General features: G+C 63.1%; 28 protein-coding genes and 1 pseudogene. 15 read left to right on the plus strand and 14 right to left on the minus strand.

Annotated elements, in window-relative coordinates:
• The 7 genes and pseudogenes from ACFP9U_RS13310 to aat all read left to right on the plus strand — a co-directional run.
• Window positions 1–650: pseudogene (locus tag ACFP9U_RS13310) on the plus strand (ribonuclease E/G); the annotation flags it as partial.
• 187 nt (window positions 651–837) lie between these two features.
• Entirely contained in the window at window positions 838–2,220 is a 1,383-nt protein-coding gene (locus ACFP9U_RS13315; protein WP_378622085.1) for a M48 family metalloprotease, read from the plus strand.
• A 31-nt stretch (window positions 2,221–2,251) separates the two neighbouring features.
• Complete coding sequence (locus ACFP9U_RS13320; RefSeq protein WP_378622086.1) at window positions 2,252–2,998, plus strand: DsbA family protein; 747 nt, start codon at window positions 2,252–2,254, stop codon at window positions 2,996–2,998.
• Between the two features lie 123 nt (window positions 2,999–3,121).
• Window positions 3,122–3,559 carry a type II 3-dehydroquinate dehydratase gene (gene aroQ, locus ACFP9U_RS13325; protein WP_378622088.1) on the plus strand — a complete coding sequence of 146 codons (438 nt, stop codon included), beginning with the start codon at window positions 3,122–3,124 and terminating at the stop codon, window positions 3,557–3,559.
• A gap of 40 nt (window positions 3,560–3,599) precedes the next feature.
• Window positions 3,600–4,070, plus strand: coding sequence for an acetyl-CoA carboxylase biotin carboxyl carrier protein (accB, locus tag ACFP9U_RS13330; RefSeq protein WP_378622089.1), 471 nt, complete (start codon window positions 3,600–3,602; stop codon window positions 4,068–4,070).
• 19 nt (window positions 4,071–4,089) lie between these two features.
• Window positions 4,090–5,433 (plus strand): acetyl-CoA carboxylase biotin carboxylase subunit, encoded by a 1,344-nt coding sequence (gene accC, locus ACFP9U_RS13335; protein ID WP_378622091.1) that lies wholly within the window; start codon window positions 4,090–4,092, stop codon window positions 5,431–5,433.
• A 219-nt stretch (window positions 5,434–5,652) separates the two neighbouring features.
• Window positions 5,653–6,264 (plus strand): leucyl/phenylalanyl-tRNA--protein transferase, encoded by a 612-nt coding sequence (aat, locus tag ACFP9U_RS13340; RefSeq protein ID WP_378622093.1) that lies wholly within the window; start codon window positions 5,653–5,655, stop codon window positions 6,262–6,264.
• Between the two features lie 126 nt (window positions 6,265–6,390).
• Here aat and ACFP9U_RS13345 read toward each other — a convergent pair whose 3' ends face one another.
• The 6 genes from ACFP9U_RS13345 to ACFP9U_RS13370 form a co-directional block, all read right to left on the minus strand.
• Window positions 6,391–6,816, minus strand: a complete 426-nt coding sequence (locus tag ACFP9U_RS13345) for a DUF2155 domain-containing protein (RefSeq protein ID WP_378622094.1) — start codon at window positions 6,814–6,816, stop codon at window positions 6,391–6,393.
• Between the two features lie 85 nt (window positions 6,817–6,901).
• Window positions 6,902–7,300: an NADH:ubiquinone oxidoreductase subunit NDUFA12 gene (locus ACFP9U_RS13350; protein WP_378622096.1), complete on the minus strand. Its 399-nt coding sequence runs from the start codon at window positions 7,298–7,300 to the stop codon at window positions 6,902–6,904.
• Between the two features lie 119 nt (window positions 7,301–7,419).
• Window positions 7,420–7,908 carry a GNAT family N-acetyltransferase gene (locus ACFP9U_RS13355; protein WP_378622098.1) on the minus strand — a complete coding sequence of 163 codons (489 nt, stop codon included), beginning with the start codon at window positions 7,906–7,908 and terminating at the stop codon, window positions 7,420–7,422.
• Between the two features lie 2 nt (window positions 7,909–7,910).
• On the minus strand, window positions 7,911–9,413 hold the full coding sequence (gatB, locus tag ACFP9U_RS13360) for an Asp-tRNA(Asn)/Glu-tRNA(Gln) amidotransferase subunit GatB (protein ID WP_378622099.1): 1,503 nt from the start codon (window positions 9,411–9,413) through the stop codon (window positions 7,911–7,913).
• Window positions 9,414–9,575: 162 nt separating this feature from the next.
• Window positions 9,576–10,007 (minus strand): CBS domain-containing protein, encoded by a 432-nt coding sequence (locus tag ACFP9U_RS13365; protein WP_322451501.1) that lies wholly within the window; start codon window positions 10,005–10,007, stop codon window positions 9,576–9,578.
• 77 nt (window positions 10,008–10,084) lie between these two features.
• Window positions 10,085–10,825, minus strand: coding sequence for a rhomboid family intramembrane serine protease (locus ACFP9U_RS13370; RefSeq protein WP_378622101.1), 741 nt, complete (start codon window positions 10,823–10,825; stop codon window positions 10,085–10,087).
• Between the two features lie 331 nt (window positions 10,826–11,156).
• Between ACFP9U_RS13370 and ACFP9U_RS13375 the strand changes: the two genes are divergently transcribed.
• From ACFP9U_RS13375 to ACFP9U_RS13385, 3 genes are all read left to right on the plus strand, one after another.
• The gene (locus ACFP9U_RS13375) at window positions 11,157–11,789 is read left to right on the plus strand and encodes a PAS domain-containing protein (protein ID WP_378622128.1); all 633 of its coding nucleotides are present in this window, start codon (window positions 11,157–11,159) and stop codon (window positions 11,787–11,789) included.
• 151 nt (window positions 11,790–11,940) lie between these two features.
• Window positions 11,941–12,549, plus strand: coding sequence for a PilZ domain-containing protein (locus ACFP9U_RS13380; protein ID WP_378622129.1), 609 nt, complete (start codon window positions 11,941–11,943; stop codon window positions 12,547–12,549).
• Between the two features lie 231 nt (window positions 12,550–12,780).
• Entirely contained in the window at window positions 12,781–13,398 is a 618-nt protein-coding gene (locus tag ACFP9U_RS13385) for a transglutaminase-like cysteine peptidase (protein WP_378622103.1), read from the plus strand.
• A gap of 500 nt (window positions 13,399–13,898) precedes the next feature.
• Here ACFP9U_RS13385 and ACFP9U_RS13390 read toward each other — a convergent pair whose 3' ends face one another.
• The 5 genes from ACFP9U_RS13390 to ACFP9U_RS13410 all read right to left on the minus strand — a co-directional run bounded on the left by ACFP9U_RS13390 (window position 13,899) and on the right by ACFP9U_RS13410 (window position 17,041).
• A complete protein-coding gene (locus ACFP9U_RS13390; RefSeq protein WP_322451497.1) occupies window positions 13,899–14,108 on the minus strand; it encodes a DUF3126 family protein in 210 nt (69 codons plus the stop codon).
• Between the two features lie 110 nt (window positions 14,109–14,218).
• Window positions 14,219–15,037 carry a serine O-acetyltransferase gene (cysE, locus tag ACFP9U_RS13395; protein ID WP_322451496.1) on the minus strand — a complete coding sequence of 273 codons (819 nt, stop codon included), beginning with the start codon at window positions 15,035–15,037 and terminating at the stop codon, window positions 14,219–14,221.
• A 113-nt stretch (window positions 15,038–15,150) separates the two neighbouring features.
• Window positions 15,151–15,906 carry an alpha/beta fold hydrolase gene (locus tag ACFP9U_RS13400; protein WP_378622107.1) on the minus strand — a complete coding sequence of 252 codons (756 nt, stop codon included), beginning with the start codon at window positions 15,904–15,906 and terminating at the stop codon, window positions 15,151–15,153.
• Window positions 15,907–15,933: 27 nt separating this feature from the next.
• Window positions 15,934–16,416, minus strand: a complete 483-nt coding sequence (locus tag ACFP9U_RS13405) for a DUF192 domain-containing protein (protein ID WP_378622110.1) — start codon at window positions 16,414–16,416, stop codon at window positions 15,934–15,936.
• 28 nt (window positions 16,417–16,444) lie between these two features.
• Complete coding sequence (locus tag ACFP9U_RS13410) at window positions 16,445–17,041, minus strand: cold-shock protein (RefSeq protein ID WP_322451493.1); 597 nt, start codon at window positions 17,039–17,041, stop codon at window positions 16,445–16,447.
• Between the two features lie 227 nt (window positions 17,042–17,268).
• Here ACFP9U_RS13410 and ACFP9U_RS13415 point away from each other — a divergent pair, with 227 nt between their 5' ends.
• Both ACFP9U_RS13415 and ACFP9U_RS13420 read left to right on the plus strand, forming a co-directional pair.
• Window positions 17,269–17,709 carry a VOC family protein gene (locus ACFP9U_RS13415; RefSeq protein ID WP_378622112.1) on the plus strand — a complete coding sequence of 147 codons (441 nt, stop codon included), beginning with the start codon at window positions 17,269–17,271 and terminating at the stop codon, window positions 17,707–17,709.
• Window positions 17,710–17,815: 106 nt separating this feature from the next.
• Complete coding sequence (locus ACFP9U_RS13420) at window positions 17,816–19,348, plus strand: acyl-CoA carboxylase subunit beta (protein WP_378622113.1); 1,533 nt, start codon at window positions 17,816–17,818, stop codon at window positions 19,346–19,348.
• 9 nt (window positions 19,349–19,357) lie between these two features.
• Here ACFP9U_RS13420 and ACFP9U_RS13425 read toward each other — a convergent pair whose 3' ends face one another.
• Window positions 19,358–19,651 (minus strand): hypothetical protein, encoded by a 294-nt coding sequence (locus ACFP9U_RS13425; RefSeq protein WP_378622116.1) that lies wholly within the window; start codon window positions 19,649–19,651, stop codon window positions 19,358–19,360.
• A gap of 248 nt (window positions 19,652–19,899) precedes the next feature.
• Between ACFP9U_RS13425 and ACFP9U_RS13430 the strand changes: the two genes are divergently transcribed.
• Entirely contained in the window at window positions 19,900–20,136 is a 237-nt protein-coding gene (locus ACFP9U_RS13430; protein WP_378622119.1) for a hypothetical protein, read from the plus strand.
• Between the two features lie 22 nt (window positions 20,137–20,158).
• Here ACFP9U_RS13430 and ACFP9U_RS13435 read toward each other — a convergent pair whose 3' ends face one another.
• Window positions 20,159–20,494, minus strand: coding sequence for a hypothetical protein (locus ACFP9U_RS13435; RefSeq protein ID WP_378622120.1), 336 nt, complete (start codon window positions 20,492–20,494; stop codon window positions 20,159–20,161).
• 225 nt (window positions 20,495–20,719) lie between these two features.
• On the opposite strand from ACFP9U_RS13435, the gene pncB reads away from it, so the two are divergent.
• Window positions 20,720–22,027: a nicotinate phosphoribosyltransferase gene (gene pncB, locus ACFP9U_RS13440; RefSeq protein ID WP_378622122.1), complete on the plus strand. Its 1,308-nt coding sequence runs from the start codon at window positions 20,720–20,722 to the stop codon at window positions 22,025–22,027.
• A 125-nt stretch (window positions 22,028–22,152) separates the two neighbouring features.
• Here the strand turns inward: pncB and cckA are convergent, their stop codons facing one another.
• Window positions 22,153–24,750: a cell cycle histidine kinase CckA gene (cckA, locus tag ACFP9U_RS13445; RefSeq protein WP_378622124.1), complete on the minus strand. Its 2,598-nt coding sequence runs from the start codon at window positions 24,748–24,750 to the stop codon at window positions 22,153–22,155.
• Between the two features lie 215 nt (window positions 24,751–24,965).
• Here cckA and ACFP9U_RS13450 point away from each other — a divergent pair.
• Window positions 24,966–25,342: flagellar biosynthetic protein FliO (locus ACFP9U_RS13450; protein ID WP_378622126.1), on the plus strand; the 377-nt coding region annotated here is incomplete at its 3' end.

Below are 25,342 nucleotides of genomic sequence, written 5' to 3' on the forward strand. Positions count from 1 at the left end.
GTGATCGCGGTGCGGGAGACCAGCCCGCCGCCGAGGCTGCGCAGGACCAGGAGGCGAGCGCCGACGAATCCGAAACAGAGGCGGAGCCGGCCGCTGCCGAAGACGGTGAAGGCGAACGCAAGAAGCGCCATCGCGGCAAACGGGGCGGAAAGCGCAACCGGCGTGATTCGCAGGTCACGGAAGAAGCCGCCGAGCAGGATGCGACGGCGGAGCCCGCCGCCGCCCCGTCGGACCAACCCCAATCAACGCCCGTTGAGGATGTTCCTGCCTCCGCAGCGGCCGAGCCGGCCCCCGCCGAGGCGGAAGAAATCACGGTGAGCGAGGAGCCCGCCGCGCCGAAGAAACCGCGTCGGCGCGCGCGCAGCACCAAGAAAGTCGACAAGGAAGCAGCTGCAGCCGCGACGACCGACGTAGCCGGTACGGAAGCGCCGCAGGCGATCACCTCCGGCGACGAGGAAACCCCTTCCCCGGCAGCCGAGGCAGAGCCCCCGGCCGAGACCAAGAAGCCGGCCAGAAAGCCGCGTGCGCGCCGCAAAGCAGCCGAAGAAGCACCCGAGAAAAAGGAAGAACCGGTGCTTTCCTCCACCGACGATCAGCGGGAAAAGGCGCCGCGCAAGACCGGCTGGTGGCAGCGCAAAGGGTTCTTTTAAACGCTAGCGGGAAGCGCAGCCGGTGAAGGCCGGCTGCTTTCCTTTCATAGGCGGCTGTCGCGTGCGGATGTTCACTTCGTTTGTGGCCCCGAAGCACCGGGCTACTCGGGATCACGAGGGCGCGAGCAGGTTCTTTGCGCCTTTTCATCGCCACGAAGCTCGACTACCAATCGACGACATGTCGACCATGTTCGTTTTCACCGCCCGCTTTCTTCATATCCTTGTGGCAGCTCTGGTCTCGGCCAGTCTCCTGGTCGTGCCGTCGGTCGCGCATGCGCAGCAGCGAAGTGTGCCGATCGTGCGCGACGCCGAGATCGAGACCCTTGTCGCCGACTACGCAAATCCGATCCTGAACGCCGCAGGCCTGAGCCGGTCGGGCATCGATATCGTCCTGGTCAACGATCATGACTTCAACGCCTTCGTCGCCGGCCGCCGGATCTTCATCCACACGGGCGCACTCCTGGCGGCGGAGACGCCCAACGAGATCATCGGCGTCATCGCCCACGAGGCCGGGCATATCGCAGGTGGGCACCAGCACAGGCTGCGCGAGCAGCTTGCCCGGGCAAAGACGATGGCCATCGTCGCCACCCTGCTCGGCATCGGCGCGGGGGTGGCGGGCGCAGCAAACGACATGGGCGGACTTGCCAGTGCCGGCGCGGGGATCGCCGCCGGCGGCACCGAGGCGGCGCGCCGCAATCTGCTGGGCTATCAGCGGACCGAGGAAATCACCGCCGACCGCTCTGCGCTCACATACCTGGAACGCACGCATCAGTCCGGCCGCGGCATGCTGAAGACGTTCGAGCGCCTGGCCGGCAACATGGCGCTTTCCGGAGTCAACGTCGATCCCTACCAGATCAGCCACCCCTTGCCGCACGAGCGCATCGCCAATCTGCAGGCGCTGGTCGAGGAGAGCCCGTACCGGGACAGCAAGGACCCGCCCGAGTTGGTCCTGCGGCACAATCTCATGCGTGCCAAGCTCGCCGCCTATACCGCGGGGCCGAATGCGGCGGCCCGGCTGTTCCGCAACGATCCCGGCGGACTGCCGATGCGTTATGCCGATACCATCTCGACCTATCTCCGAGGCAGCCCCCGCGATGCGCTTGCCAAGGCGGATCAGCTGGTCGCCGCGCAACCGAGAAACCCATACTTCCACGAGCTGCGGGGCGACATCCTAGTCAAGGCGAACCGGCCGCGCGAAGGGGCGGATGCCTATGCCCAGGCCATACGGCTTTCTCCTGCCCCTTCAGGCCTGCTGCAGGTGGGCTACGGCCAGGCACTCCTGGCCACCGGCGAGCCGGATCTGGTGCGCAAGGCGGCGTCCGAATTGCAGTCCGGCCTCTCGCGTGAGCCTGAATTCGCCAACGGCTATCGCTATCTCGCCCAGGCCTACGGCCGGATCGGCGATATCGGCGCGGCAGAGCTCGCCACGGCGGAAGAGAACTTCCATTCCGGAAAGTACCGCGAAGCCAGGGCTTTCGCCGCGCGCGCTCAAACGAAACTCAAGCAGGGGACACCGGAGTGGCGGCGAGCCCAGGATATTATCGAGTTTCGTGAACCAGGCAGAGATTGAAAAGATCGAGTCACCGAAGGACAACAATTCTATGAAGAAGATATTGCTCGCCGCCGCCGTCCTCGCCCTCTCCGTCGGGGGGATTCCCCCCGTACAGGCTCAGAACGCTGAGGAGACCGGCTTCACCCGGCAGGAGATCGAGAATATCGTTCGGGAGTACCTTCTGGCCAATCCGCAGATCCTCTACGAGGTGCAGGCCGAATACGAGAAGCAGCAGCGGCAGGCGCAACGCGAAGCCAGCCGGCAGGTGATCGCGCAGGAGGCCGAACGGATATTCAACAGCAGCCATGACGGCGTGCTTGGAAATCCGGACGGAGACGTCACTGTCGTGGAGTTCTTCGATTACAATTGCGGCTATTGCAAACGGGCTCTCGGCGACCTGGACACGCTGGTAAAGGACGATGGCGATTTGCGCTTCGTACTGAAGGAATTCCCCGTGCTGGGCAACGATTCGCGCGACGCGCACGTGGTCTCCATGGCTTTCCGCTCCCTGATGCCCGAAAAGTACGACGCCTTCCACCGCCGGCTTCTGAGCGGCAGCGGTCGGGCCAACGAGGAAAGTGCAATAAAGATTGCCCTGGAGCTCGGCGCGGACGAGACGGAATTGCGCGCAGCGATGGAGAAGCCGGAAATCATGGAGGCTTTCCGGGACACGTATGCACTCGCCGATCAGCTTCAAATCACCGGCACCCCCTCCTACGTGGTCGGTGACGAAGTGGTTTTCGGGGCCGTCGGCAGCGAACAGATCCGTGAGCATATCGAAACGGCGCGGCAATAGAACAAAACGGCCTCGCCATCGCGCCTTCCTTGTGGACGGATGGCGGGAGCCGCTTGCGCTCTTTCCGGCGCGGCTTAAGCCGACTATAGAGGGCGGCGGCGCAATCTGCCGCGGGGAGTAGTGATGCCCAATCCGATCTATGTTCTAAACGGTCCCAATCTGAACCTGCTCGGCAAACGCGAACCCGGCATCTATGGCGGTCAGTCCCTTGTCGACATCGAGGCAGGTTGCAAGGAAAGAGCAAAGGAACTGGGCCTCTCGGTCGAATTCAGGCAGACGAATCACGAGGGACTGCTCATCGACTGGGTGCAGGAGGCGGGCGAGCAGTCCGCCGGCATCGTTCTCAACCCCGGTGCCTACGGCCACACCTCCATCGCCCTTCACGACGCCATCCGCGCCATCGCGCCCGTGCCTGTCATCGAAGTGCATCTTTCGAACATCCACGCGCGTGAACCGTTTCGACACCATTCAATGGTATCCTCGGTTGTAGAGGGATTGATATGTGGCTTTGGCCCCATCGGCTATATGTTGGCGCTTGATGCGCTGGCACAACGTCTTTAGAGCCCGGGATGCGGCAAGGCAGGACCCCGAGAGACCACCTATGAAGAAAACCGGTATCGATCAGCAACTCATCCGCGACCTGGCGGGCATTCTCGACGAAACACGACTCACCGAGATCGAGGTGGAGGAAGGCGACCTGCGCATCCGCGTGGCGCGTCAGGCTCCAGCGGTCAACGCCGCCTTCCAGGCGCCGCCCGCTCCGCCGGCCGCTGCCGCACCGGAGGCAGCCGCTGCCGAATCCGCCAAGACGGCTGCCGCCAGCACCCCGGACGTTTCCAAGAGCGCGGTTCCCTCGCCCATGGTGGGCACCGCCTATCGGGCTTCGGCCCCTGGCTCCGCCCCTTTCATCGAGGTCGGCCAGACCGTCGAGAAGGGACAGACGCTGCTCATCATCGAAGCCATGAAGACGATGAACCAGATCCCCTCTCCGCGCGCCGGGACCGTGACGGCCATTCTGTTCGAGGATGCCCAGCCGGTCGAATTCGGGGAGCCGCTGGTTGTTGTCGAGTAAGGCCGGAACGCCGCGCCCCATGTTTCAGAAAATCCTCATCGCAAATCGCGGCGAAATCGCACTCAGGATCCTGCGTGCCGCCAAGGAACTCGGCATTCAGACCGTCGCCGTGCATTCGACGGCCGATGCCGATGCCATGCATGTGCGTCTCGCAGACGAAAGCGTGTGCATCGGTCCGCCGGCCTCGCGCGACAGCTACCTCAACATTCACCAGATCCTCGCCGCCTGCGAGATCACCGGTGCGGACGCCATCCATCCCGGCTACGGCTTTCTGTCGGAGAATGCGAAGTTCGCGGAGATCCTGGCCGCCCATAACATCACCTTCATCGGCCCCTCGGCCGAGCATATCCGCATCATGGGCGACAAGATCGAGGCCAAGCGCACGGCTGCCCGGCTCGGCATCCCCGTCGTTCCCGGCTCCGAGGGGGCGGTGAGCGATGACCGCGAAGCCAAGCGCATCGCGGCCGATATCGGCTATCCTGTGCTGATCAAGGCTTCCGCCGGCGGCGGCGGCCGCGGCATGAAGGTGGCACGCAGCGAGGCAGAGCTTTCCGAAGCCCTGTCGACGGCGCGCTCGGAAGCCGGCGCGGCCTTCGGCGACGACGCCGTCTACATCGAAAAGTATCTCGAAAAGCCGCGCCACATCGAGGTGCAGGTGGTCGGTGACGGCGCCGGCAACGCCATCCATCTCGGCGAGCGCGACTGCTCCCTGCAGCGCCGTCACCAGAAGGTGTGGGAGGAAGCCAATTCGCCGGCGCTCAATGTCGATCAGCGCATGCGCATCGGCGAGATCGTCTCGAACGCCGCCGCCGATCTGGGCTATTCCGGCGCCGGCACGGTCGAGTTCCTGTATGAAAACGGCGAGTTCTTCTTCATCGAGATGAACACGCGGCTGCAGGTGGAGCATCCGGTCACCGAAGCGATCACAGGCATCGATCTGGTGCATGAGCAGATCCGCGTGGCCTCCGGCGGCGGGTTGTCCGTGCGCCAAGAGGACGTGCGCTTCCTGGGTCATGCCATCGAATGCCGCATCAATGCGGAAGATCCCCGCACCTTCGTGCCCTCGCCGGGCGTGATCACACATTTCCATACGCCCGGTGGGCTCGGCGTACGCGTCGATTCGGGTGTATATTCCGGCTACCGTATCCCTCCTTATTACGACAGCCTCATCGGCAAGCTGATCGTGCACGGGCGGCATCGGGTGGAATGCATGATGCGGTTGCGCCGGGCGCTTGACGAATTCGTTGTTGACGGCATCAATTCCACATTGCCCCTTTTCAGGGATCTCGTCGGAAATGTCGATGTGGCGAACGGCGATTACGACATTCACTGGCTCGAGCATTACCTGGCCGAGCAGCCCTAGAGCGCCTTGCGGGCAAGTGGATCCACTTGCCGCTGCGCAAATGCGGCAAAGACAGAGAGGTGGAGCGGTATCACAGGCGAGCGCCGACGCATGTCGCCACGGATCATCGTTCTGTTTCACGGAAAGGTGGAAACGGTTTGACCGCTTGATTTCGCGCCAATCCGAACCGATGGCCGCCTACCGCTCCTCCCGGAGATTTCCACCTGTGCGGGTGGCGCGATGACGCATCCCTTCCCGCCCAGCTACCGTATCGCACCGGATCTGCTTTTGCGCGCCTACGCTACAGGCGTGTTTCCGATGGCGGAGCATGCCGACGACCCGGAGGTCTTCTGGGTGCGGCCGGAAATGCGCGGCGTCATACCGCTCGACAAGTTCCACGTGCCCCGCAGCCTGAGAAAACTGGAGCGTCAGAAACGTTTCGAGATCCGCTACGATTCGGATTTTCCCGGCGTCATCGCCGCCTGCGCCGAACCCGGCCCGGAGCGGCAGGACACCTGGATCAACGCGCCCATCCGCGAAGCCTACACGGAACTGTTCGCACGCGGCTATTGCCATACTGTCGAGGCGTGGCGAGAAGGACGCCTGGTCGGCGGCCTGTATGGCGTGACGCTCGGACGCGCCTTCTTCGGCGAGAGCATGTTTTCGCGTGAAGCGAACGCCTCGAAGATCTGCCTCGTGCATTTGGTCGAGCGGCTGCGCGAGCGGGGCTTCATACTGCTCGACACCCAGTTCACCACTCCGCACCTGAAAAGGTTCGGTGCGGTGGACGTCCCGCGGCGGCGCTATGAGCGGCTTCTGACCGAGGCGCTCGAGGAAACCGCGGAATTCTGAGTGTCCGGAGCGAGATTCGTCATGATGGCGAAAATGGTGACCTTCGAGCACCGGAAGCGCGAAAAAACGCCATGTGCTGCCGTGGCGATTCTCGGGTCGAATACCGCGAGCCGGGGTGGCAGCCTGTCAGTTGGTCTCCGGGGGCGGGACGTCGGATGACTGCTTGCAGCTTTTCAGCCAGACGTCGTAGACGGCGTGCTCCACGGCATTCAGGCCGGGGCTTTCGGCGAACATCCATCCTGTGAAGATACGGCGGATGTTTCCTTCGAGCGTGATCTCGTCCACCTCGACAAAGGCGTCGGTCTTCGGCTCTTCCGACTCCGGTGAGCTGTAGCACACGCGCGGCGTCACCTGGAGCGCGCGAAACTGCATCGTTTCGTTCATGTAGACGTCGAAATTGATGATGCGGCCGGTAATCTTATCGATCCCGGTGAACTCGGCCACAGGGTTCTTGATTCGCTCCGCATCGGCGGAACCGGCGAGAACGGCCGTCAAAACGCCGGTCGCGAACAGAAGCTTTGCAGGCGCAATCAGCCGGGGCGTCCAATTCATTTCTTCAACCACAATCTCCAACCGCCGCGTCGTCCCGGCGGAAATCCCTTTCACGCTATTGCGCAATTGTGGCGAGAAAACCGGCTCAGTTGCCCGGCGTCCACGCGTCATAGTCACCCGTCACGCGAGGGCGATCTTCGTTGGTGAGAACCGATCCGCGCGGCCGGTAAGCGGCCGGTGTACCGGTGAGATTCGGCAAGTGCGGCTTCTGCCATTCGCGCGGCGCATACTCTTCCGCCGCCGGCGGGGTGTCCACCTTGTGATGCAGCCAGCCATGCCAGCCCGGCGGCACGGCAGAGGCTTCGGAATAGCCGTTATAGATCACCCAGCGGCGCGTGCGCCCCTCCGAATCGGTGCCGCCCTGGTAATAGACGTTGCCGAACTCGTCCTCGCCCACGCGCCTGCCGTTGCGCCACGTGTGAAAGCGCGTGTTCAGCGTCTGGCCGTTCCACCAGGTGAAGAACTGAAGCAGAAACCTTTTCATTGCACTCCTCGCGGCGCACCTCGTGAGCCCATGCCCGTCTTATGGCGATCCGGCGGCGCGAACGCAAGGGCTGCGCCCGCGCCGACCGGTTTTCTTCCGTCTCGCCATCCCGCCGAAAATCAGAGCGCGCGTTCGTAGATCGCCGCCGGAATATCCGAGTCGGGCTTTCCGCAGTGCGGTGTCACACCGACCCTTGAGAAACCGTGGGCGACATAGAACGCGACGGCATTGGTATTCGCCTCCTCCACCTCCAGCCGGATCTTGCGCGCCTCCGGAAAGCTTGAAAGCACCTCGTCGAGCAGAAGTCCGCCAACGCCCCTGCCCTGACGGGCCGGACGCACATAGAGCTGACGCAGTTGGATTGTGCTCCCGCCGTCGGTGCCGCTGGCAAAGGCCATTCCGGCGATCTGCTCTCCGTCGTCGGCGAGAAGGAATTCCGAATCAATTCGCTCAATCCGCGCCTTCAGCGCGGCGAGGGAATGCCATTCGTCGGTGATGCGGGTCACCTTTTCGGCGCCGTAGATCGCGTCGTAGGTCTCGTGCCACGTTTCCACCAGCAATGCCCGGACCGCCGGAAGATCCTGCGCGCAGGCCGTGCGTACGAACATCCCTAACCCTCGATTCCGAGCTTCTGCCTGACCAGCGCGTTGACGGCCTGCGGATTGGCCTTTCCGCCCGTCGCCTTCATCACCTGACCGACGAACCAGCCGGCAAGCGTCGGCTTCGCCTTCGCCTGTTCGACCTTGTCCGGATTGGCGGCAATCACCTCGTCCACGGCTTTCTCGATAGCGCCCGTATCGGTGACCTGCTTCATGCCGCGCTCTTCGACGATGGCGTGCGGATCGCCCCCCTCGTTCCAGACGATCTCGAAGAGGTCCTTGGCGATCTTGCCGGAAATGGTTCCGCCCTTGATGAGATCGATGATGGCGCCCAACTGCTCGGGGGAAACCGGCGTCTCGGCAAGGTCCCTGCCCGCCTTGTTCAGGGCGCCCAGAAGGTCGTTGATGACCCAGTTCGCCGCCGCCTTGCCGTCACGGCCGGCCGCCACCTTCTCGAAATAGTCGGCGACCGCCTTCTCGGAGACGAGCACGGAAGCGTCATATTCGGACAGACCCAGATCGCGCATGAAGCGCGCCTTCTTTTCGTCGGGCAGTTCCGGCAGGCCGGCCGCCAGCGCATCCACATAGGCCTGGTCGAATTCCAGCGGCGCGAGATCCGGATCGGGGAAATAGCGGTAATCATGCGCTTCTTCCTTGGAGCGCATGGAGCGGGTCTCGCCCTTGTTCGGATCGAAAAGGCGCGTCTCCTGGTCGATCGTGCCGCCGTCCTCCAGAATGGCGATCTGCCGGCGCGCTTCCGACTCGATCGCCTGGCCGACGAAGCGGATTGAGTTGACGTTCTTGATCTCGCAACGCGTGCCGAACGGCTCTCCGGGCCGGCGCACCGAGACATTGACGTCGGCACGCAGCGAGCCCTCGTCCATATTGCCGTCGCAGGTGCCGAGATAACGCAGTATCGTGCGCAGCTTCGTGACGAAGGCCTTCGCCTCGTCGGCCGAGCGCATGTCCGGCTTGGAGACGATCTCCATCAGCGCGACACCGGAGCGGTTCAGATCGACATAGGACAGGGTGGGATGCTGGTCGTGCAGGCTCTTGCCGGCATCCTGCTCTAGGTGCAGCCGTTCGATACCGACCTCGATCTCCTCGAAGCTGCCGTCCTTGGCCGGTCCGACCGCGACGATCACGATGCCCTCGCCGACGATCGGCTGCTTGTATTGCGAGATCTGATAGCCCTGCGGCAGGTCGGGATAGAAATAGTTTTTGCGGTCGAAGACCGAACGATGGTTGATCTGCGCCTTCAGCCCCAGCCCGGTGCGGATGGCCTGCTTGACGCATTCCTCGTTGATGACAGGAAGCATGCCCGGCATGGCGGCATCGACCAGCGAAACGTTGGAATTGGGCTCGGCCCCGAAGGCCGTCGAGGCGCCGGAAAACAGCTTGGCGCGCGAGGTCACCTGGGCGTGGATCTCCATGCCGATGATGACTTCCCACTCACCGGTGGCACCCGGAATCAGGCGCTTGGGATCAGGCGTGCGCGTGTCGATGATTGTCATGAGCCGTGCAGTCGATTTTCAAGGATTGAACTGCCGCCTTCGCTAGACCAATCGCGACAGCGAGGCAAGCGCGCGCCGTAAGGGCGAAGCCACTTCCACGCCCTCAATCCCCGCCTTTGCTGCAATCGTACCGCCGCCGGTGGTGGGGTAGGCGGGCGTCCCTCACGCGGTCGCGATATAGCTGCGGATGTCCTCCGCTTCGCGCTCCACCTCCTGAATGCGACGCTTCACCACGTCGCCGATCGAAATGATGCCGGCAAGACGCTTGTCCTTTTCCACCGGCAAATGGCGAAAACGCCCGGCGGTCATGATCTGCATGACCTCGTTGACGGTATGGTCTTCCCGGCAGACTTGAACGCGCGCTGTCATGAACGCCGAAACCGGCTGGTCGAGAGCCTTGGCGCCTTCCGCCGCGATCGCCCGCACGATGTCACGCTCTGAAAGGATGCCGGCGATCCGCTCCTTCCCGTCCGTCACCACCACCGCGCCGATACCGTGCTGCCCCAGCAGCGCGGCGGCATCATGGACCGTCTTGTCGGCGGCGATGGTCACGACCTCGCGGCCTTTGGTGTCGAGAATGGCTTTGACCGTCATGGGCGTCCTCCTTCTCTGCCGCCCCTCCTAGGCGTGGGCACGATGTTGCGACGAGTTGACGCGCTTTGCAAGGCCACTCACCAGCCGGACCGTGTACGCCGCTGCGGACGGTCGAAAAACGGCATGCCGAGAAATCCCACCAGAAATCCGCCGATATGCGCCTCCCAGGCGATACGCGGCGTGCCGCCGATACCCGATCCCAGCCCGACGATGAGGTTGACCACCATCCACACGAGCAGAAACACGACCGCGATGCGCGAGCGGAAGACGAGCGGCAGCGGCAGGACGGGTCCCGCGAAGCCGGGTTTGCCCGTGGACCGGTCGATCCGGAAGGCAAAGCGCGCTGCCGCTCCCATCATGCCCGAGACGGCGCCGGAAGCCCCCACAAGCGGCGCCGCGTCGTAGGGGTGCAGCGCAAAATGGAGAAGCACCGCGGCAAGAACGGTTGCCGTCCACAAAAGGAGAAAGCGCCCAGTGCCCAGCCGGTTCGCCAGGGGAGAGCCGAAGGCGGCAAGCCAGATCATGTTAACGGCCAGGTGCGCCACACTCCCGTGAAGGAATGCATAGGTGACAGGGCTCAGCAGCGCATAGATATCCAGCGGATAGCCGCCCGTGTAGCGCAACGGCAGAAAAGCGAAATGCACGAGCACCAGGAGATCCGCCGGTTGGCTCAGCAAGAGCGTCCGTATCAGGTGAACGCCGACACACAGAGCAATAAGGGCGATGACCACGCCCGGCAGGTTGAACACCGGCTCACGGCGCCGGGCGCCGTCCGTTTCCTGTCGCCCCTCGTCCTCGGTGCCTGTCCTGTCGTCCATGCCGTCCGCTTCTGTCGATGCCGCCAGCGTGTGCGGTATCAGAGATAGCGGAAAAACAGAAGCCGCCCAGCATTCGCGCTGGACGGCCTCCCGGTCGAGTCCCCCGACCCTTACCCCTTCCGAGCAAGTGCCGTGCCACTTTCGGCACCTTGCCACCGGGTTCGGCCGGGAGCGGGATGGTAACCTTTTGCTAACCCTAACAAATCCCTCCCGTGCACAACGCCGCACCGGGCTGGCACGACACCTGCATCTTCGGTCATGTAGGTGGCCGGCCGATCGGCCCTGTCCACCTTTGAGACAGGAGCGCGAAATCAGAATGGAACACACTGGCATGAACAAGGACGGATCCATGAACCTGTTCCGATATTGGAACAGGCTGCGCGGCGACCGCCCTGCCCCGCGGCGCAGCGAGATCGAGCCCGCCGAAATCAAGACGCTTCTGCCCGACACCTTTATCCTGGAACGCGACGCCCGCGGCGAAGCCGTCTTCCGCCTGGCCGGCACCCGCCTGTGCGCGACCTATGGCAAGGAGCTCAAGGGTCATTCCTTCCCCTCGCTCTGGCACGGGCGCGACCAGGAGACAGTCGGTCGCCTCGTGCATCATGCACTCGACGACAAATCGGTCGCGACAGTCGCCTTCGAGGGAATGAGCCGGGAGGGACGGATCAACCGCTTCGAACTCATCGTCCTGCCGCTCGAAGGCGGGCAGGAGAGCCTGCGTGCGCTCGGCACCATCCAGCCATTCATGAAGCCCTTCTGGCTCGGGGCCGACCCGATCGTGGAAAACCGCATCGAATCCTTCCGCCTGATAGACCCGGACAGGGAGGCGCCGCTCCCGTACGACCGGACCGCCCTCTCCGTACCGCCGCTGCAGCCGGCGGGCGACACCGTCTCCGCCCGGCTCGACGGGCGCCAGGGGCGGCGCATTCACCATCTTGTCGTCTTCCAGGGCGGCCGCACATAGCGCATTTCCCGGAAAGGTGGATACCGGCTTTCCGTTGTTACCGATGAGATCAAATGGCGGCCGGCTTACCCGATCTTAAGATTTGTGGCAGTACCGTTCGCAGCGGATTGACCGGCTATCCGGAGAGCGCGGCCGGAACGCAACGATGATGATCATGCCCGCAGCGACAGATCCGGTTTCGATACGTCCCGAAAGGCGTGCTTTCCAGCGCGTAACGGTTTCGATTCACGGCCGCTATATGCTGCAGGACCGTTCGGAATATTCCTGCCGGGTGGTTGAAATGTCGCCGGGCAATGCTGCGCTCGTCGCCGAGCGGCCGGGTCTTCCGGGTGAACGGATCATCGCCTATCTCGACCATCTCGGCCGCATCGAGGGGCGCATCACGCGCCTGACCGATGACGGTTTCGTCATGACCGTGGTGGCTTCGGAGCGCAAGCGCGACAAGCTCGCCGCGCAGCTCACCTGGCTGGCGAACAGACACGAGCTCGACCTGCCCGAGGACCGTCGGCACGAGCGCATCACACCGCGCAACCCGATCAGCACGCTGGGTCTGCCCGATGGGCAGACGCATCGTTGCCGCATCGTCGACCTGTCCCTGTCCGGCGCAGCCATCGAGGTCGACGTCAGGCCCGAACTGGGCAGCCAGGTCTTCCTCGCGACCATGCGCGGGCAGGTGGTGCGCCATTTCGACGACGGGATCGCCATCGAGTTCGCCGTCGTGCAGGAGCACGACACGCTCATGGCCACTTTCACCGGCTGAACCTCCTTCCCCGTCGCTCGGGACTGCGATCGACAGCGCCGTTTTCGATCGAGGCAGCACGTGTGCTCACGCCACCTTCGTGCCGATAGAATTTAAGTAAACAATTTCGAAAACATGGCTTTTACTTGGATGGTTACCAGAACCCTTAGAATTTAAACTTATTTCTACCACGGGTTTTTGCGCGGGATAAATTCGACCGTGGCATCGTCTCCTCAAACGGGGAGACGAACAATGCAGAAAACGAAACCAGCCGGGCTGTTGGCTGCTGGCGCCCTTCTGCTCGCCGCGATGTCGGCGGGCAGCGCGCACGCGGCTTCCGACTTCATGGCCATCGGGGACAGGACGTCGCAGCCCGTCGGGCATTACGAGTTCTGTCAACGCAAACCGGACGAGTGCGGCCCGACCGCGTCCGAGGAGAAGATGGTCCCGCTGACGCGTGAACTGTGGGCGAAGATGGTCGAGGTCAACAATGCGGTGAATACGACCGTCATTCCGCGTACCGATACCGAAAGCTGGGGCATCAAGGAGTACTGGTCCTTTCCGGACCTCTACGGCGACTGCGAGGACTTCGTGCTCGAGAAGCGCCGCCTTCTAATGGCGGCCGGCGTGCCTGCCTCAAGCCTCCTGATCACCGTCGTGCGCCAGCCGAACGGCGACGGACACGCGGTCTTGACGGTGAGCACGAACATGGGGGACTTCATCCTGGATAATCTCGAGCCGCGCATCCTGGCCTGGTCGGAGACCGAGTACCAGTATTTGAAACGCCAATCCGCCCGGCACGCAGGCGAGTGGACCGCCGTAAACGACGGCCGCGCCGTTGCCGTGGCCAGCGTCGGATCGGAACGCTGAACCTTCATGGCCTTGTCAGAGATTCCGAATGGCTTGTTGTCGAGCAGGTTTGTGCTTCGCCCCCTGCTCCTCCGTGCGCTGTTAAGCATCGGCACGGTCGCCATCGAACATTGCTGACGGGCTTAATGGAAACCCGGTCGAGTCCCCACCTCCCCGTCCCCATCGACCGGGTTAGGAGCCGGCCCTCCCCGGGGCCGGCTCCGCTTTTCTTGCGGAGCGCAGTACGGCGCGCCGCGCGGACGGCAGCCCGAAGGGCACACCGTTTACGCGCCTTTTCCATGTGCGGCGATTCTGGTGATAACTCTTGCGGGAGGGGCTTGCGGCTTCGCGGCACCGCCGACGCCGTGTCGCTTCGCAGCGGGAACGGCGCAGGAAGCTCAAATCTATGACGAAGACGCGGCCTGGTTTGTCGGATCAAGACCGAAGCGCTGCCGCACCGGCAACAGCTGGTGCAGGCTGGCCGGAAGGCCGCAGCGTCTTCCGCTCACTGGCGGCACGGATCAATCCAGGTCTATGTCGAGGATGGCCATTGAAAAATTGTAGGACAGCTCGCCCTCATCCTCGTCCTTGAAGATGATGCCGAGAAATTCGTCGCCGAGATAAAGCTCGCACGAGTCGTCCTTCTTGGGCCGCGCCTTGACGCTCAGTGCGGGATTCTTGAACGTGCGCTTGAAATAGGCGTCGAGCTTCCTGATCTCTTCCGGCTTCAACAAACTTCTCCGCTGGCTGTTGCGATGGCCGCGCCGCTTCTGGCACGCGCGCGGCGCGAATGTAAAGCCCTCGATCCGCCGACCGGCCGCGAAGCGGCTGCCGAGGCTGCTCAGGTGTCGCGCAGAAGCTGGTCCATGGCGCGCGACGGCTCCTGGCATCCGGCCTCACCTATGATGCGGGCGGGCACGCCGGCGACGGTCTTGTTGGGCGGTACCGACTTGACGACGACGGAGCCGGCCGCAACCTTCGTGCAATGGCCGATCTCGATATTGCCAAGAATCTTGGCGCCGGCGCCGATCAGCACGCCATGGCGCACTTTCGGATGCCTGTCTCCAGCCTCCTTGCCCGTGCCGCCGAGGGTGACATTGTGAAGGATGGAGACATTGTCCTCCACCACCGCGGTCTGACCTACCACGAGCCCCGTGGCATGGTCGATGAAAATGCCCTTGCCCATCTTCGCCGCCGGGTTGATGTCGGTCTGGAAGACGACCGAGGAGCGGCTTTGCAGATAAAGCGCGAAGTCGTGGCGCCCCTGGTTCCACAGCCAGTGCGCCAGCCGATGCGTCTGGATGGCGTGAAAACCCTTGAAATAGAGCACCGGCATGACGAACCGGTCGCAAGCGGGATCGCGGTCGTAATAGGCCTGGATGTCGACGCGGACCTCCGTGCCCCAGTCCGGCTGGTCCTCCCACATGGCCTGGAAGGTCTGCCGGATGAGATCGGCGCTCAAATCCTGATGGTCGAGTCGCTCGGCCACGCGGTGGATGACCGCATCTTCAAGCGAGCCATGGTTTAGCACCGTTGCGTAAAGAAAGGCCGCCAACAGCGGATCGTTCTCGACCGCCGCCTGCGTTTCCTTGCGAATCTCGGACCAGATCGGATCCATGGATTGCGGCGCGTCGCTGCGCAGGGCGTGTCTGGCCTCCATACGGGCCTCCCGTGCCTGTGGCTGTTCGAAGCTCATCGCCAATTTAGGGCACAAATGCGTTTCAATGAAACACAAAAAGCCTGAACACCGTTCAAGTACAATTGAGCATGCGTCTAGAGGGCATGTTCCTTCAGGAAATCCAGAACGCGCGCCTTGAAGGTTCGGTCTCCGACCGAAAGCATGTGATCGCGGCCCTCCACGGCGAAGGCCTCGCCATGCGGCAGCATCTGCGCCAGCGGCTCCGGCGCGCCGGCGATGTCGTCGTTCGTGCCGACCGCAACCAGCGTCGGCACCGTGATATCGGAAACCTGCTCGGGCGTCAGCAAGGTCCGCGAAGTGGAGATGCAGGCGGCGAGCGCGTGGCGATCGCTCTTTGTCTGGTCGGCGAAGGCGCGGAACATCCGCCCCCGCTCATGACCGATACTGTCGGGGTCCTCCGCAAGCAGTGCGTCGGCGATCGCGTCCCATTCGCCGACGCCTTCGACCATGCCGATGCCGAGGCCGCCGAAAACCAGCGTGACCGGAAGATCCGGATGGTCGAGGGCCAGAAAGGCGGCGATGCGCGCGCCCATCGAATAGCCCATCACATGCGCCCGCACGATACCGAGATGGGCCAGCAGCGCGGCCGCATCGCCGGCCATCTTCTCCGGCGTATAGTCCTGCGGCTCATGGCTTTTCGACGAGTGCCCATGGCCGCGATTGTCGAGCGCGATCACCCGGTATCCGGCATCACGCAGGGTCTTCACCCACCCCGGCGAGACCCAGTTGACAAGATGGGTGGATGCGAAACCATGGATGAGGAGGACGGGATCGCCCTCTCCCTCGTCGATGAAGGCGATCTCGAAACCGTCGTGGAAGAAAGACTGCATGTGCTCAAGAGGCTCCCGCCGCAGAGTTCAATCGTTCTGGGCGACCGCGTCGATCAGCGGATGACGCAGGCGATCGCCGACTTCGATACCGGTTCTCTGCGCGGTTCCCGCCTTCAGTTCAAGCACAAACTGTGCCCGCGCGTCCGGGGCTATGCCATCGGTCGAAAGGGGTTCACCGCGTTCGATCGCCCGCACACTTCCGTCCTCGCCAACGAAGAGCAGGTCCAGCGGCATCGGCGTGTCCTTCATCCAGAAGGAGCGATTGCGGCTTTCCTCGAAAACGAAGAGCATTCCGTGATCGTCGCCCATGCTGCGGCGGAACATGAGTCCCCGCGCCCGCTTCTCGGCGGTGTCGGCAATCTCGATCGTAAAGCTTCGTTCGCCTGCCGCGGTCTCCGCCAGGAGCGGTTCGGGATGGGTGGGCAGAAGCATCGGCTCCTGCGCCCAAGCCATCGGGCCGCCGCCCACCATGAAGGCAAGCGAAAGAAGAAACGAGATCACATGGCGCATGGAAACACTCCGGTTCGGCGCCGGCCTTTCAATGGGAGACCGGCAGCGTTCCGATATCCGGGTGAATTTCGGCGGCCATAAGGCCCTTTTCCCCACGCCCGTAGCGCACGAGCACCACCTGCCCCGGGCGCAGCTCCGTCACGCCATAGCGGCGCAAAGTTTCCATATGGACGAAGATGTCCTCCGTTCCTTCACCGCGGGTGAGAAAACCGAAGCCCTTGGTGCGATTGAACCATTTCACGAGCGCACGCTCGAGCCCGCTCTCGGGAGCGACCTTCACATGCGTGCGCTGCTCCTGGTCCTCGGCGGGATGGCTGGCGGTGGAGTTGTCCATCGACAGGATCTTGAACGCCTGCAGCCCCTTTTCGCCGTAGCGGGCCAGGCAAACGGCACGCGCACCGCTAAGGGCGGTCTGATAGCCGTCACGCCGCAGGCAGGAGACATGCAAAAGGACATCGCCCAGTTGCGTGTCGTCGGGGAGGATGAAGCCGAACCCCTTGGCCACATCGAACCATTTTATGGCGCCGGAGATCTCGATCAGCTCCGACGTTTCTTCCGTGTTGCCCGCCCCCCGGGCCCGTTCGCTACCTGCAAGCCCTCGTGCCGTTGAGGAATTGTCCTCCATTCGTTTTTGCCTTTCCTCAAGTCCGCAGGACTGATTCTACGACCGAAGGATAGCATTGCACATTCATGACTTAGCAAGTCCTGCACGGCGATTTTCAACAGCGTCCGGGATTTACTTCGGCGACGATGTAATGCTGCTATAAACGGCATCTGATCCGGGCCCCATTGCCGCGGGGCACTGCTCCACCCTATCTTCCACGCCTATCGATCACAAAGGAGAGGCCTGCCATGCGCTATCTGCACACCATGGTCCGCGTTCGCGACATCGATGAATCCCTGGATTTCTACTGCAACAAGCTGGGTCTGGTGGAAAAGCGCCGCGTCGAGAACGAGAAGGGGCGCTTCACCCTCATTTTCCTTGCCGCTCCCGAAGACGCGGAAACGGCCGAAAAGACACGGGCACCGCTAATCGAGCTCACCTACAACTGGGATCCGGAAGACTATCAGGGCGGCCGCAACTTCGGCCATCTGGCCTATGAAGTCGACGACATCTACGCGACCTGCCAGCATCTCATGGATGGCGGGGTGACCATCAACCGTCCGCCGCGCGACGGCCACATGGCCTTCATCCGATCGCCTGACGGCATCTCCATCGAGCTTCTGCAGAAGGGCGAGGCAAAGCCGAAAGCGGAACCCTGGGCGTCGATGGAAAACACCGGGACGTGGTAAGGATTTAAGGCATAGGCAATGGGAGCAGGGAGTGGCCAAATGGCTGGTTTTTCCCTCTCCTCTGCCTTATTGCCTTACGCCCTACCGCCCTATTCCGGGGAGGAGCATGAAAGAGGTTCTCAAGGAACTTGAGCGGCGTCGCGCCGCCGCTCGCGCTGGCGGCGGCAAGGCACGCATCGAGGGACAGCATGCCAAGGGCAAGCTGACTGCCCGCGAGCGCATCGAGGTCTTTCTCGACGAAGGCTCCTTCGAGGAGTTCGACATGTTCGTCGAGCATCGGTCCACCGATTTCGGCATGGAAAAGACCCGGTATTCCGGCGACGGTGTCGTCACCGGCTGGGGTACCGTCAACGGGCGCGCCGTCTTCGTCTTCGCCAAGGACTTCACCATCTTCGGCGGTTCGCTTTCCGAGGCCCACGCCGAAAAGGTGATGAAGGTCCAGGACATGGCGCTCAAGAACCGGGCGCCGATCATCGGCTTCTACGACGCCGGCGGCGCACGCATTCAGGAGGGCGTGGCCGCGCTCGGCGGTTATGCCGAGATATTCCAGAGGAACGTTCTGGCCTCCGGCGTCATCCCGCAAATTTCCGTCATCATGGGGCCGTGCGCGGGCGGCGACGTCTATTCGCCGGCCATGACGGACTTCATTTTCATGGTGCGCGACACCGCCTACATGTTCGTCACGGGCCCGGATGTGGTCAAAACCGTCACCAACGAGTCGGTCACGGCCGAAGAACTCGGCGGAGCGCACATCCACGCGACCAAGTCCTCCATCGCCGACGGCGCCTATGACAACGACGTCGAGGCGTTGATGCAGATGCGCCGCCTGATCGACTTCCTGCCCGCCTCCAACACGGGCGAGATGCCGGCGATCGAGCACCACGGCGACATTCGCGAGCCGGACGATGCGCTGGACCGGCTGGTCCCGGCAAACGCGAACAAGCCCTACGACATCAAGGAACTGATTCTGAGGACGGCGGACGAAGGCGACTTCTTCGAGATCCAGAAGGATTTCGCGGGCAACATCGTCACGGGGTTCGGCCGCATCGAAGGCCGCACCGTGGGTTTCGTGGCCAACCAGCCGATGGTGCTCGCCGGCGTCCTTGACTCGGAAGCCTCGCGCAAGGCCGCCCGCTTCGTGCGCTTCTGCGACTGCTTCAACATCCCCCTCGTCACCTTCGTCGACGTGCCCGGCTTCCTGCCCGGCACGGGCCAGGAATATGGCGGCCTCATCAAGCACGGCGCGAAGCTGCTCTTCGCCTATGCCGAGGCCACCGTCCCCAAGATCACCGTGATCACGCGCAAGGCCTTCGGCGGCGCCTACGACGTGATGGCGTCAAAGCACTTGCGCGGAGATGTCAACTATGCCTGGCCGACCGCGCAGATCGCCGTGATGGGCGCCAAGGGAGCCGTCGAGATCATCTTTCGCAAGGACCTGGACGATGCCGAGAAGATTGCCCGCCATACGCGCATGTACGAGGAGCGTTTTCTTTCACCCTTCGTGGCAGCCGAGCGCGGCTATGTGGATGAAGTGATCATGCCCCGCTCCACCCGCTTCCGGGTCGCACGGGCGCTGCGCATGCTGCGCGGCAAGGAACTGGCGAACCCTTGGAAGAAGCACGACAACATCCCGCTGTGATGCCCCGCGTCAGCCTTCCCCGCCAAGCCGCTTAACACCCGCCTCCGAGCCGCTGGCCGACAACTCGACAGGACGGCGCTGAACGGGGCTTTGAAAAAAGACGACAGCCCGCAGTTGCAGCGCCGCCGCGAGTACCTGCGATTCCATTTCCGGAACGCAGCGCGCCTCGCCGGCATGGCGGGCGTTCAATTTAAGAGCAATCGCCGGAACGTTGACCTGCCCCTCGCGATCCAATGCATGTCTTACCGTTGCCTCAAGGTCCTGCAAGAACTCGGTAGAATAGTGTCCGGTAACCATATACATGCCTCTCGATAGCGCGGAAGCCTGCCCCGAAGTTTCGATGGATACTGTGAAAGTAGCGCACCTAGCGCTTCTCGCAAGACTTTTTCTTCTATTTTTCAATTAGTTAGTAGTACGTGTTCATTGTGTATGTTCTCTCAATTACACAAAATGAGTAAGCGACTCATTTTGCATTCTTGACGCATCGGTAAGGCATGCCCATCTTCCTTGGTCCATTCTCAGGTGGAATCGCTTGTTGTATGGAGGGAGAGGTGGCGGCGCTGGTACGACCCGAACGTTTGCAGATCATGCTGAGCGAGGAAGAACTCCGCGCACTGGAGGATTTCAGGTTCGAGAACCGTATGCCCAGCCGTGCGGCGGCCGTGCGCGAGCTGCTGCGGCGCGGCTTGTCGGCGGGTGGGTACTTGAAAGCGGCTGACGGTGCGAAGTCCCAGGACTTCGGCGTTATCGACGACAATCCGCAGTACGATTCGCAGGAGGAGGCTTAGGCTCTGCTTTCTCGGTGGCCGTTCAGAACAGGCGTGGCGGTACGAACAGGCAGATTGTCCGCGAGTCGTTCCTTCCGGCCACCGAGCACCAGTGGTAAACGCCGTCGGGAGAGATCTTCACGCGGTCGTCCGAATAGCCGACCACCTCACCCGTAGGCTCCAGGACATAACCCTGCGGCCGTTCGGATACGAGATCGGCGGGAATCTCGCGGCAGTCCTTGTTTGAGCAGCATGCGAAGGGATAGGCCCAGCCGGTTTTTGCCTGATGAGCGAGCCCTGGCGCCGGCGCCGCAGAAGCGGCAAGCAGCACCAGCACGCTAAGGGCAGGACCGGGCGGTAATGCGTATGCGCAAGACATAACCTTCCTCAGGGTTGTCCTCCCGGAACAATCTCACCCAGGCAACGTCCCAGCCCATCGGATGTGTCGCTGCTCCGGGCCGCGTGCACATAGAACCGCGGTTCGTAGTCTTTGTTCCCGCCGTGAACGATGCTTGCGGGCCGACATTGACATTTGTCGTTCTGCGTTGTCGGTTGCGCCGGAACGCATGCTCGGTGCGTGTGTCATTGTCGAGCGGGGATGAGGATGCCGACCAGGACCGATATTGCGCGTCGGGTGTACAATCACACCTGGAAGCTCGACCCGATCATCCGCAGCCTGCTCGACACGGATTTTTACAAGCTGCTCATGCTGCAGATGATCCGTGGGCTCTATCCGGAGGTGAATGCGACCTTCTCGCTCATGAACCGCAACAAGGCGGTCCGGCTCGGCGACGAAATCGACGAAGGCGAGCTGCGCGAACAGTTGGATCACGCCCGTACGATTCGCTTCACAAAAAAGGAGATGATCTGGCTGGCCGGCAACACCTTCTACGGGCGCAGACATATTTTTCAGCCCGAGTTTCTGTCGTGGCTGGCAGACTTTCGCTTGCCGGAATACGAGCTGCGGCGCCACAATGGGCAATTCGAACTGCATTTCCACGGCAGCTGGTCGGAAACGACCATGTGGGAGATTCCGGCGCTCGCCATCATTAACGAGCTGCGCTCGCGTGCGGCGATGCGCTCCTTGGGGCCCTTTGCGCTCGACGTCCTCTACGCACGCGCCAAGGCCAAGGTCTGGTCCAAGGTCGAGCGGCTCAAACGCTATCCGGAAATTCGGATCTCGGATTTCGGTACCAGGCGCCGCCATTCCTTTCTTTGGCAACGCTGGTGTGTCGAGGCGTTGAAGGAGGGCATCGGCGATGCCTTCACAGGTACGTCGAACGTGCTTCTGGCCATGGATTCCGACCTCGAGGCGCTCGGCACCAACGCGCACGAACTGCCAATGGTGCTGGCCGCGCTGGCGGAGACCGACGAGGAATTGAAGGCCGCACCCTACGGAGTACTCGAGGACTGGCAGACCTATTACGGCGGCAATCTGCTGATCGTGCTGCCGGACACCTTCGGCACCGACGCCTTCCTGAGGGATGCGCCCGACTGGGTCGCCGCTTGGACCGGCTTCCGCCCCGACAGCGCGCCGCCGATCGAAGGCGGCGAGCGCATCATCTCGTGGTGGAAGGAGCACGACTACGATCCGCGCGAGAAACTGCTGATCTTTTCCGACGCCCTCGACGTCGATACGATCGAGCGCACCTATCGACACTTCAAGGGGCGCGTGCGTATGGCCTTCGGTTGGGGAACCAACCTCACCAACGACTTCAAGGATTGCGCACCGAAGGAGATCGACAGCCTCAGGGCTATCTCGATGGTCTGCAAGGTGAGCGACGCCAACGGCCGGCCGGCGGTCAAGCTTTCCGACAACCCGGAAAAGGCAACCGGCGATCCCGACGAGATCGCGCGCTATCTGCGGATCTTCGGAAGCGCCAACCGGACACGCCAGGCCGTTACCATCTGAAACCGCCGGCCGGAAAGCGCCTGGAGCCGTTCGGGCATGGCTTCTCGGCTCAAGCTCGATGAGCCATGCCGTAACGTCAACGCATCACCACCGGCCGAGCCCACCGAAGCCATCCCGACAAGGGGTTACTGCTTCTCGTCCTTTTCCTCGAGCATCTCTTTCACGACCGTTGCCAGCTGCTTGAGGGAAAAGGGTTTCGGCAGGAACTCGAAAATCGCATCTGACGGCAGGTTCTTGGCAAAGGCGTCTTCGGCGTAGCCCGAGACGAAGATGAACTTGATGTCCGGCTGCGCCTTGCGCAATTCCCCGAGAAGCGTCGGCCCGTCCATCTCGGGCATGACGACGTCGGAGACCACGATGTCGATCTTGCCGTCGAGTTCATTGAAAATCGCCAGCGCCTCCGTGCCGGAGCTTGCCTCGTGCACCTCGTACCCGCGCGAGGAAAGCGCGCGCACGCTGCCCAGGCGTACCGCGTCCTCGTCTTCCACCAAAAGCACACGCGCCGAACCCGACAGGTCCCGGTTTGCCTCGCGCGCCTTCGATGCCGGCTCGGCCGCTCCGTTCTCCGCGGCCTGCTGGGCAGCGGTCTCCGAGGCCGTCGGGACGTGCCGCGGCAGGAATATCCGGAACGTCGTCCCCCTCTCCACCTCCGAATCGCAGAAAATGAATCCGCCAGTCTGCTTGACGATGCCGTAAACCATCGACAGGCCGAGCCCCGTCCCCTTGCCCACTTCCTTGGTGGTAAAGAAGGGCTCGAAGATCTTGCGGATCGTCTCCGGCGCAATGCCGGTTCCCGTATCCTCGACCTCCACGAGCACGTAATCGGCCGGCTGAAGCTCGCGATAACCGAAAACGGCGCATTCGTCCGCCGTCACGTTCTTCGTGCGCACTTTAAGCTTGCCACCTTCCGGCATGGCGTCGCGGGCGTTGACGGCAAGGTTCACCACCACCTGCTCGAACTGTCCGATATCGGCCTTGACCGGCCACAAATCGTGGCCGTGCTCGATGGCCAGGGCGATGTCGTTGCCGACGAGACGCGACAGGAGCATGCGCAGATCGGCCAGAACGTCGGTGAGGTTGAGCACCTCCGGCCGCAGCGTCTGGCGGCGTGAGAAGGCTAGGAGCTGGCGCACCAGGGACGCCGCCCGGTTGGCGTTCTGCTTGATGTTCATGATGTCCGGGAAGGACGGATCGGACGGCCTATGGTTCGTCAGGAGGAGGTCCGACGCCATGATGATGGCCGTCAGCACATTATTGAAGTCGTGCGCGATTCCACCTGCAAGCTGCCCGACGGCCTGCATCTTCTGGCTTTGCGCCATCTGCGCCTCGAGCGCCTTCTGCTCGGTCGTCTCGACGGCGTAGACGATGGCCGCTTCCTCCGCGCCCTCGCCAACGGGATCGGCCACCGCGTTGACGTAGAAGCGCATGTGGCGTTCTTCATTGTCGGGCAGGACGGTATCGATCGGCGCGATGTCGGCCTGGCGTTGCTTGGCCTTCTCGAGTGCCATGGCGAAGGCTTCACGGTCGCGCTGGTGCATCACCGTGTCGAGGCGGATGCGCCGGTCCACCGCATCCCGGTCCACCACGCTCGAGAACAGGGACAGGAAAGGCGCGTTGGTGCGCAGAATGCGCCCTTCGCTGTCGACGCTCGCGATCGCCATCGGCGTAGAATTGAAGAACCGCGTGAAGCGCACTTCGGATGCACGCAGATCGGCGGAGGCGTCCTCGCCCAACGTGCGGTTGAGCACGATGGTGCGTATCGGCCCGCGCGTTCCCTCGCGCGTGGTGGAAACGCGGTGCATGAAGCGCACGGGAAGCGCCTCGCCGCGAACCGTCGCCAGGTCGAGGTCGATGACGGCATTGCGCGTGGTGCCGTGCTCGGCCTTGACCGCATCGACCAGCGCCATGCCGTCGCCGGCGATGATGTCCGGCAATGTCAGGGCGCCCGGCACGAAGTTCACCAGGTCGATACCCAGCCACTCGGCAAGGGTCGCGTTGATATAGGTCAGGCGGCCGTCGGGATCGGCGGCGAAGAATCCGGCCGGTGCATGATCGAGATGGTCGATCGCCTTCTGAAGGTCGAGGAAGAAACGCTCCTGCTCCGCCCGCTCGTCGGAGATATCGGTGATAAGCCACGCCGACACCGGCTTGCGGTGGCCGGGAACCTTGAAGACGCGGGCCCAGGCGCGATACCAGCGCGCGCCCGGCTCGGCTCCGGCGCGAATCGGGCGCGAGAGGCGGAATTCGCCGTCGCCGGCGCGCCCGTCGCGCAAGCCCCCGGCGAGGCGCTCGATGGTCGGTGCAGCCTCGGGATTGTCCGAAAGCAGCGATTCGACCGTCTTGACGTCGGCGGCGGAGCTGGCCCCGGTCAGCTCCGCATAGGCGCGGTTGGCGTAGAGGATTCGACCCTTTGCGTCAGTGACCAGCAGGCCCTCGTTCATCGTATCGATGAAGGCGCGCGACAGTTCGTCCCCGGTGGATCGCGGCGCGATCTGGATGAAACCGATGGCGCTGGCGAACAAATAGCCGACCCCGATCATTGCCATGATGCCCAGCACGCCCAGGAGGAAACCGTCGCCGAGCCGGTTCTGGAAGATGGCGAAGACCAGCGCCGAGCCGGTCAGGACGATGATGAAGATGATCAGCCGGGTAATGACGCCTGGCCGTGCCCCCTGGTCGATGATGGGTGCCGTGTCGATTTCGCCGCCACTGTGTCTGGCCATCCGTTCCCTGCCTGCTGTGCCGACTGCAAGCGGCCCCTTGGTTCCTTCGCCATATATCAGGGCACCGGCGCAGTGCAAAGGTAGCCAACCGTAAAGTCCCAGGGCTGTTCGGGGCTTGGCCGTGCCATCGCCGCGTCCGCGTGATTGTGCCTTGTGGCCCCCGGTGACGGCGCATAGTTTACTTCCGTAAAGGGAAGCGAGCAGTGGAGCGTAGCATGAATGAGTGGTTGTCCGGCCTGGCGGGGGAGACCGTTGCCAGGGCATTTCTGTGGACGCTGGCCGCCCTCGCGCTGCTCGTGGTCGTGCTGGTCGCCATCCGCCTCTTGCGCGGTCGTGGCCGGGGCACCTTCATTGCCGGCGGGCGCAACCGGCTGCCGCGCCTGGCGGTCGTCGATGCCGTTGCCGTCGACAGCCAGAGGCGGCTGGTTCTGGTGCGCCGCGATGATATCGAGCACCTTATCCTGATCGGCGGCAGCAACGACGTGGTGGTGGAGCCGCAGATTCGCATGCGCGATACGGGAACGGCGCAACAGCGCCCCCGGCAAAACGCCCCGGCGCCGATACTACCGCGCCGCCCGGCCGCGCCTGCCCC

This window comes from Nitratireductor sp. GCM10026969, assembly GCF_042660605.1.
Lineage (GTDB): Bacteria > Pseudomonadota > Alphaproteobacteria > Rhizobiales > Rhizobiaceae > Chelativorans.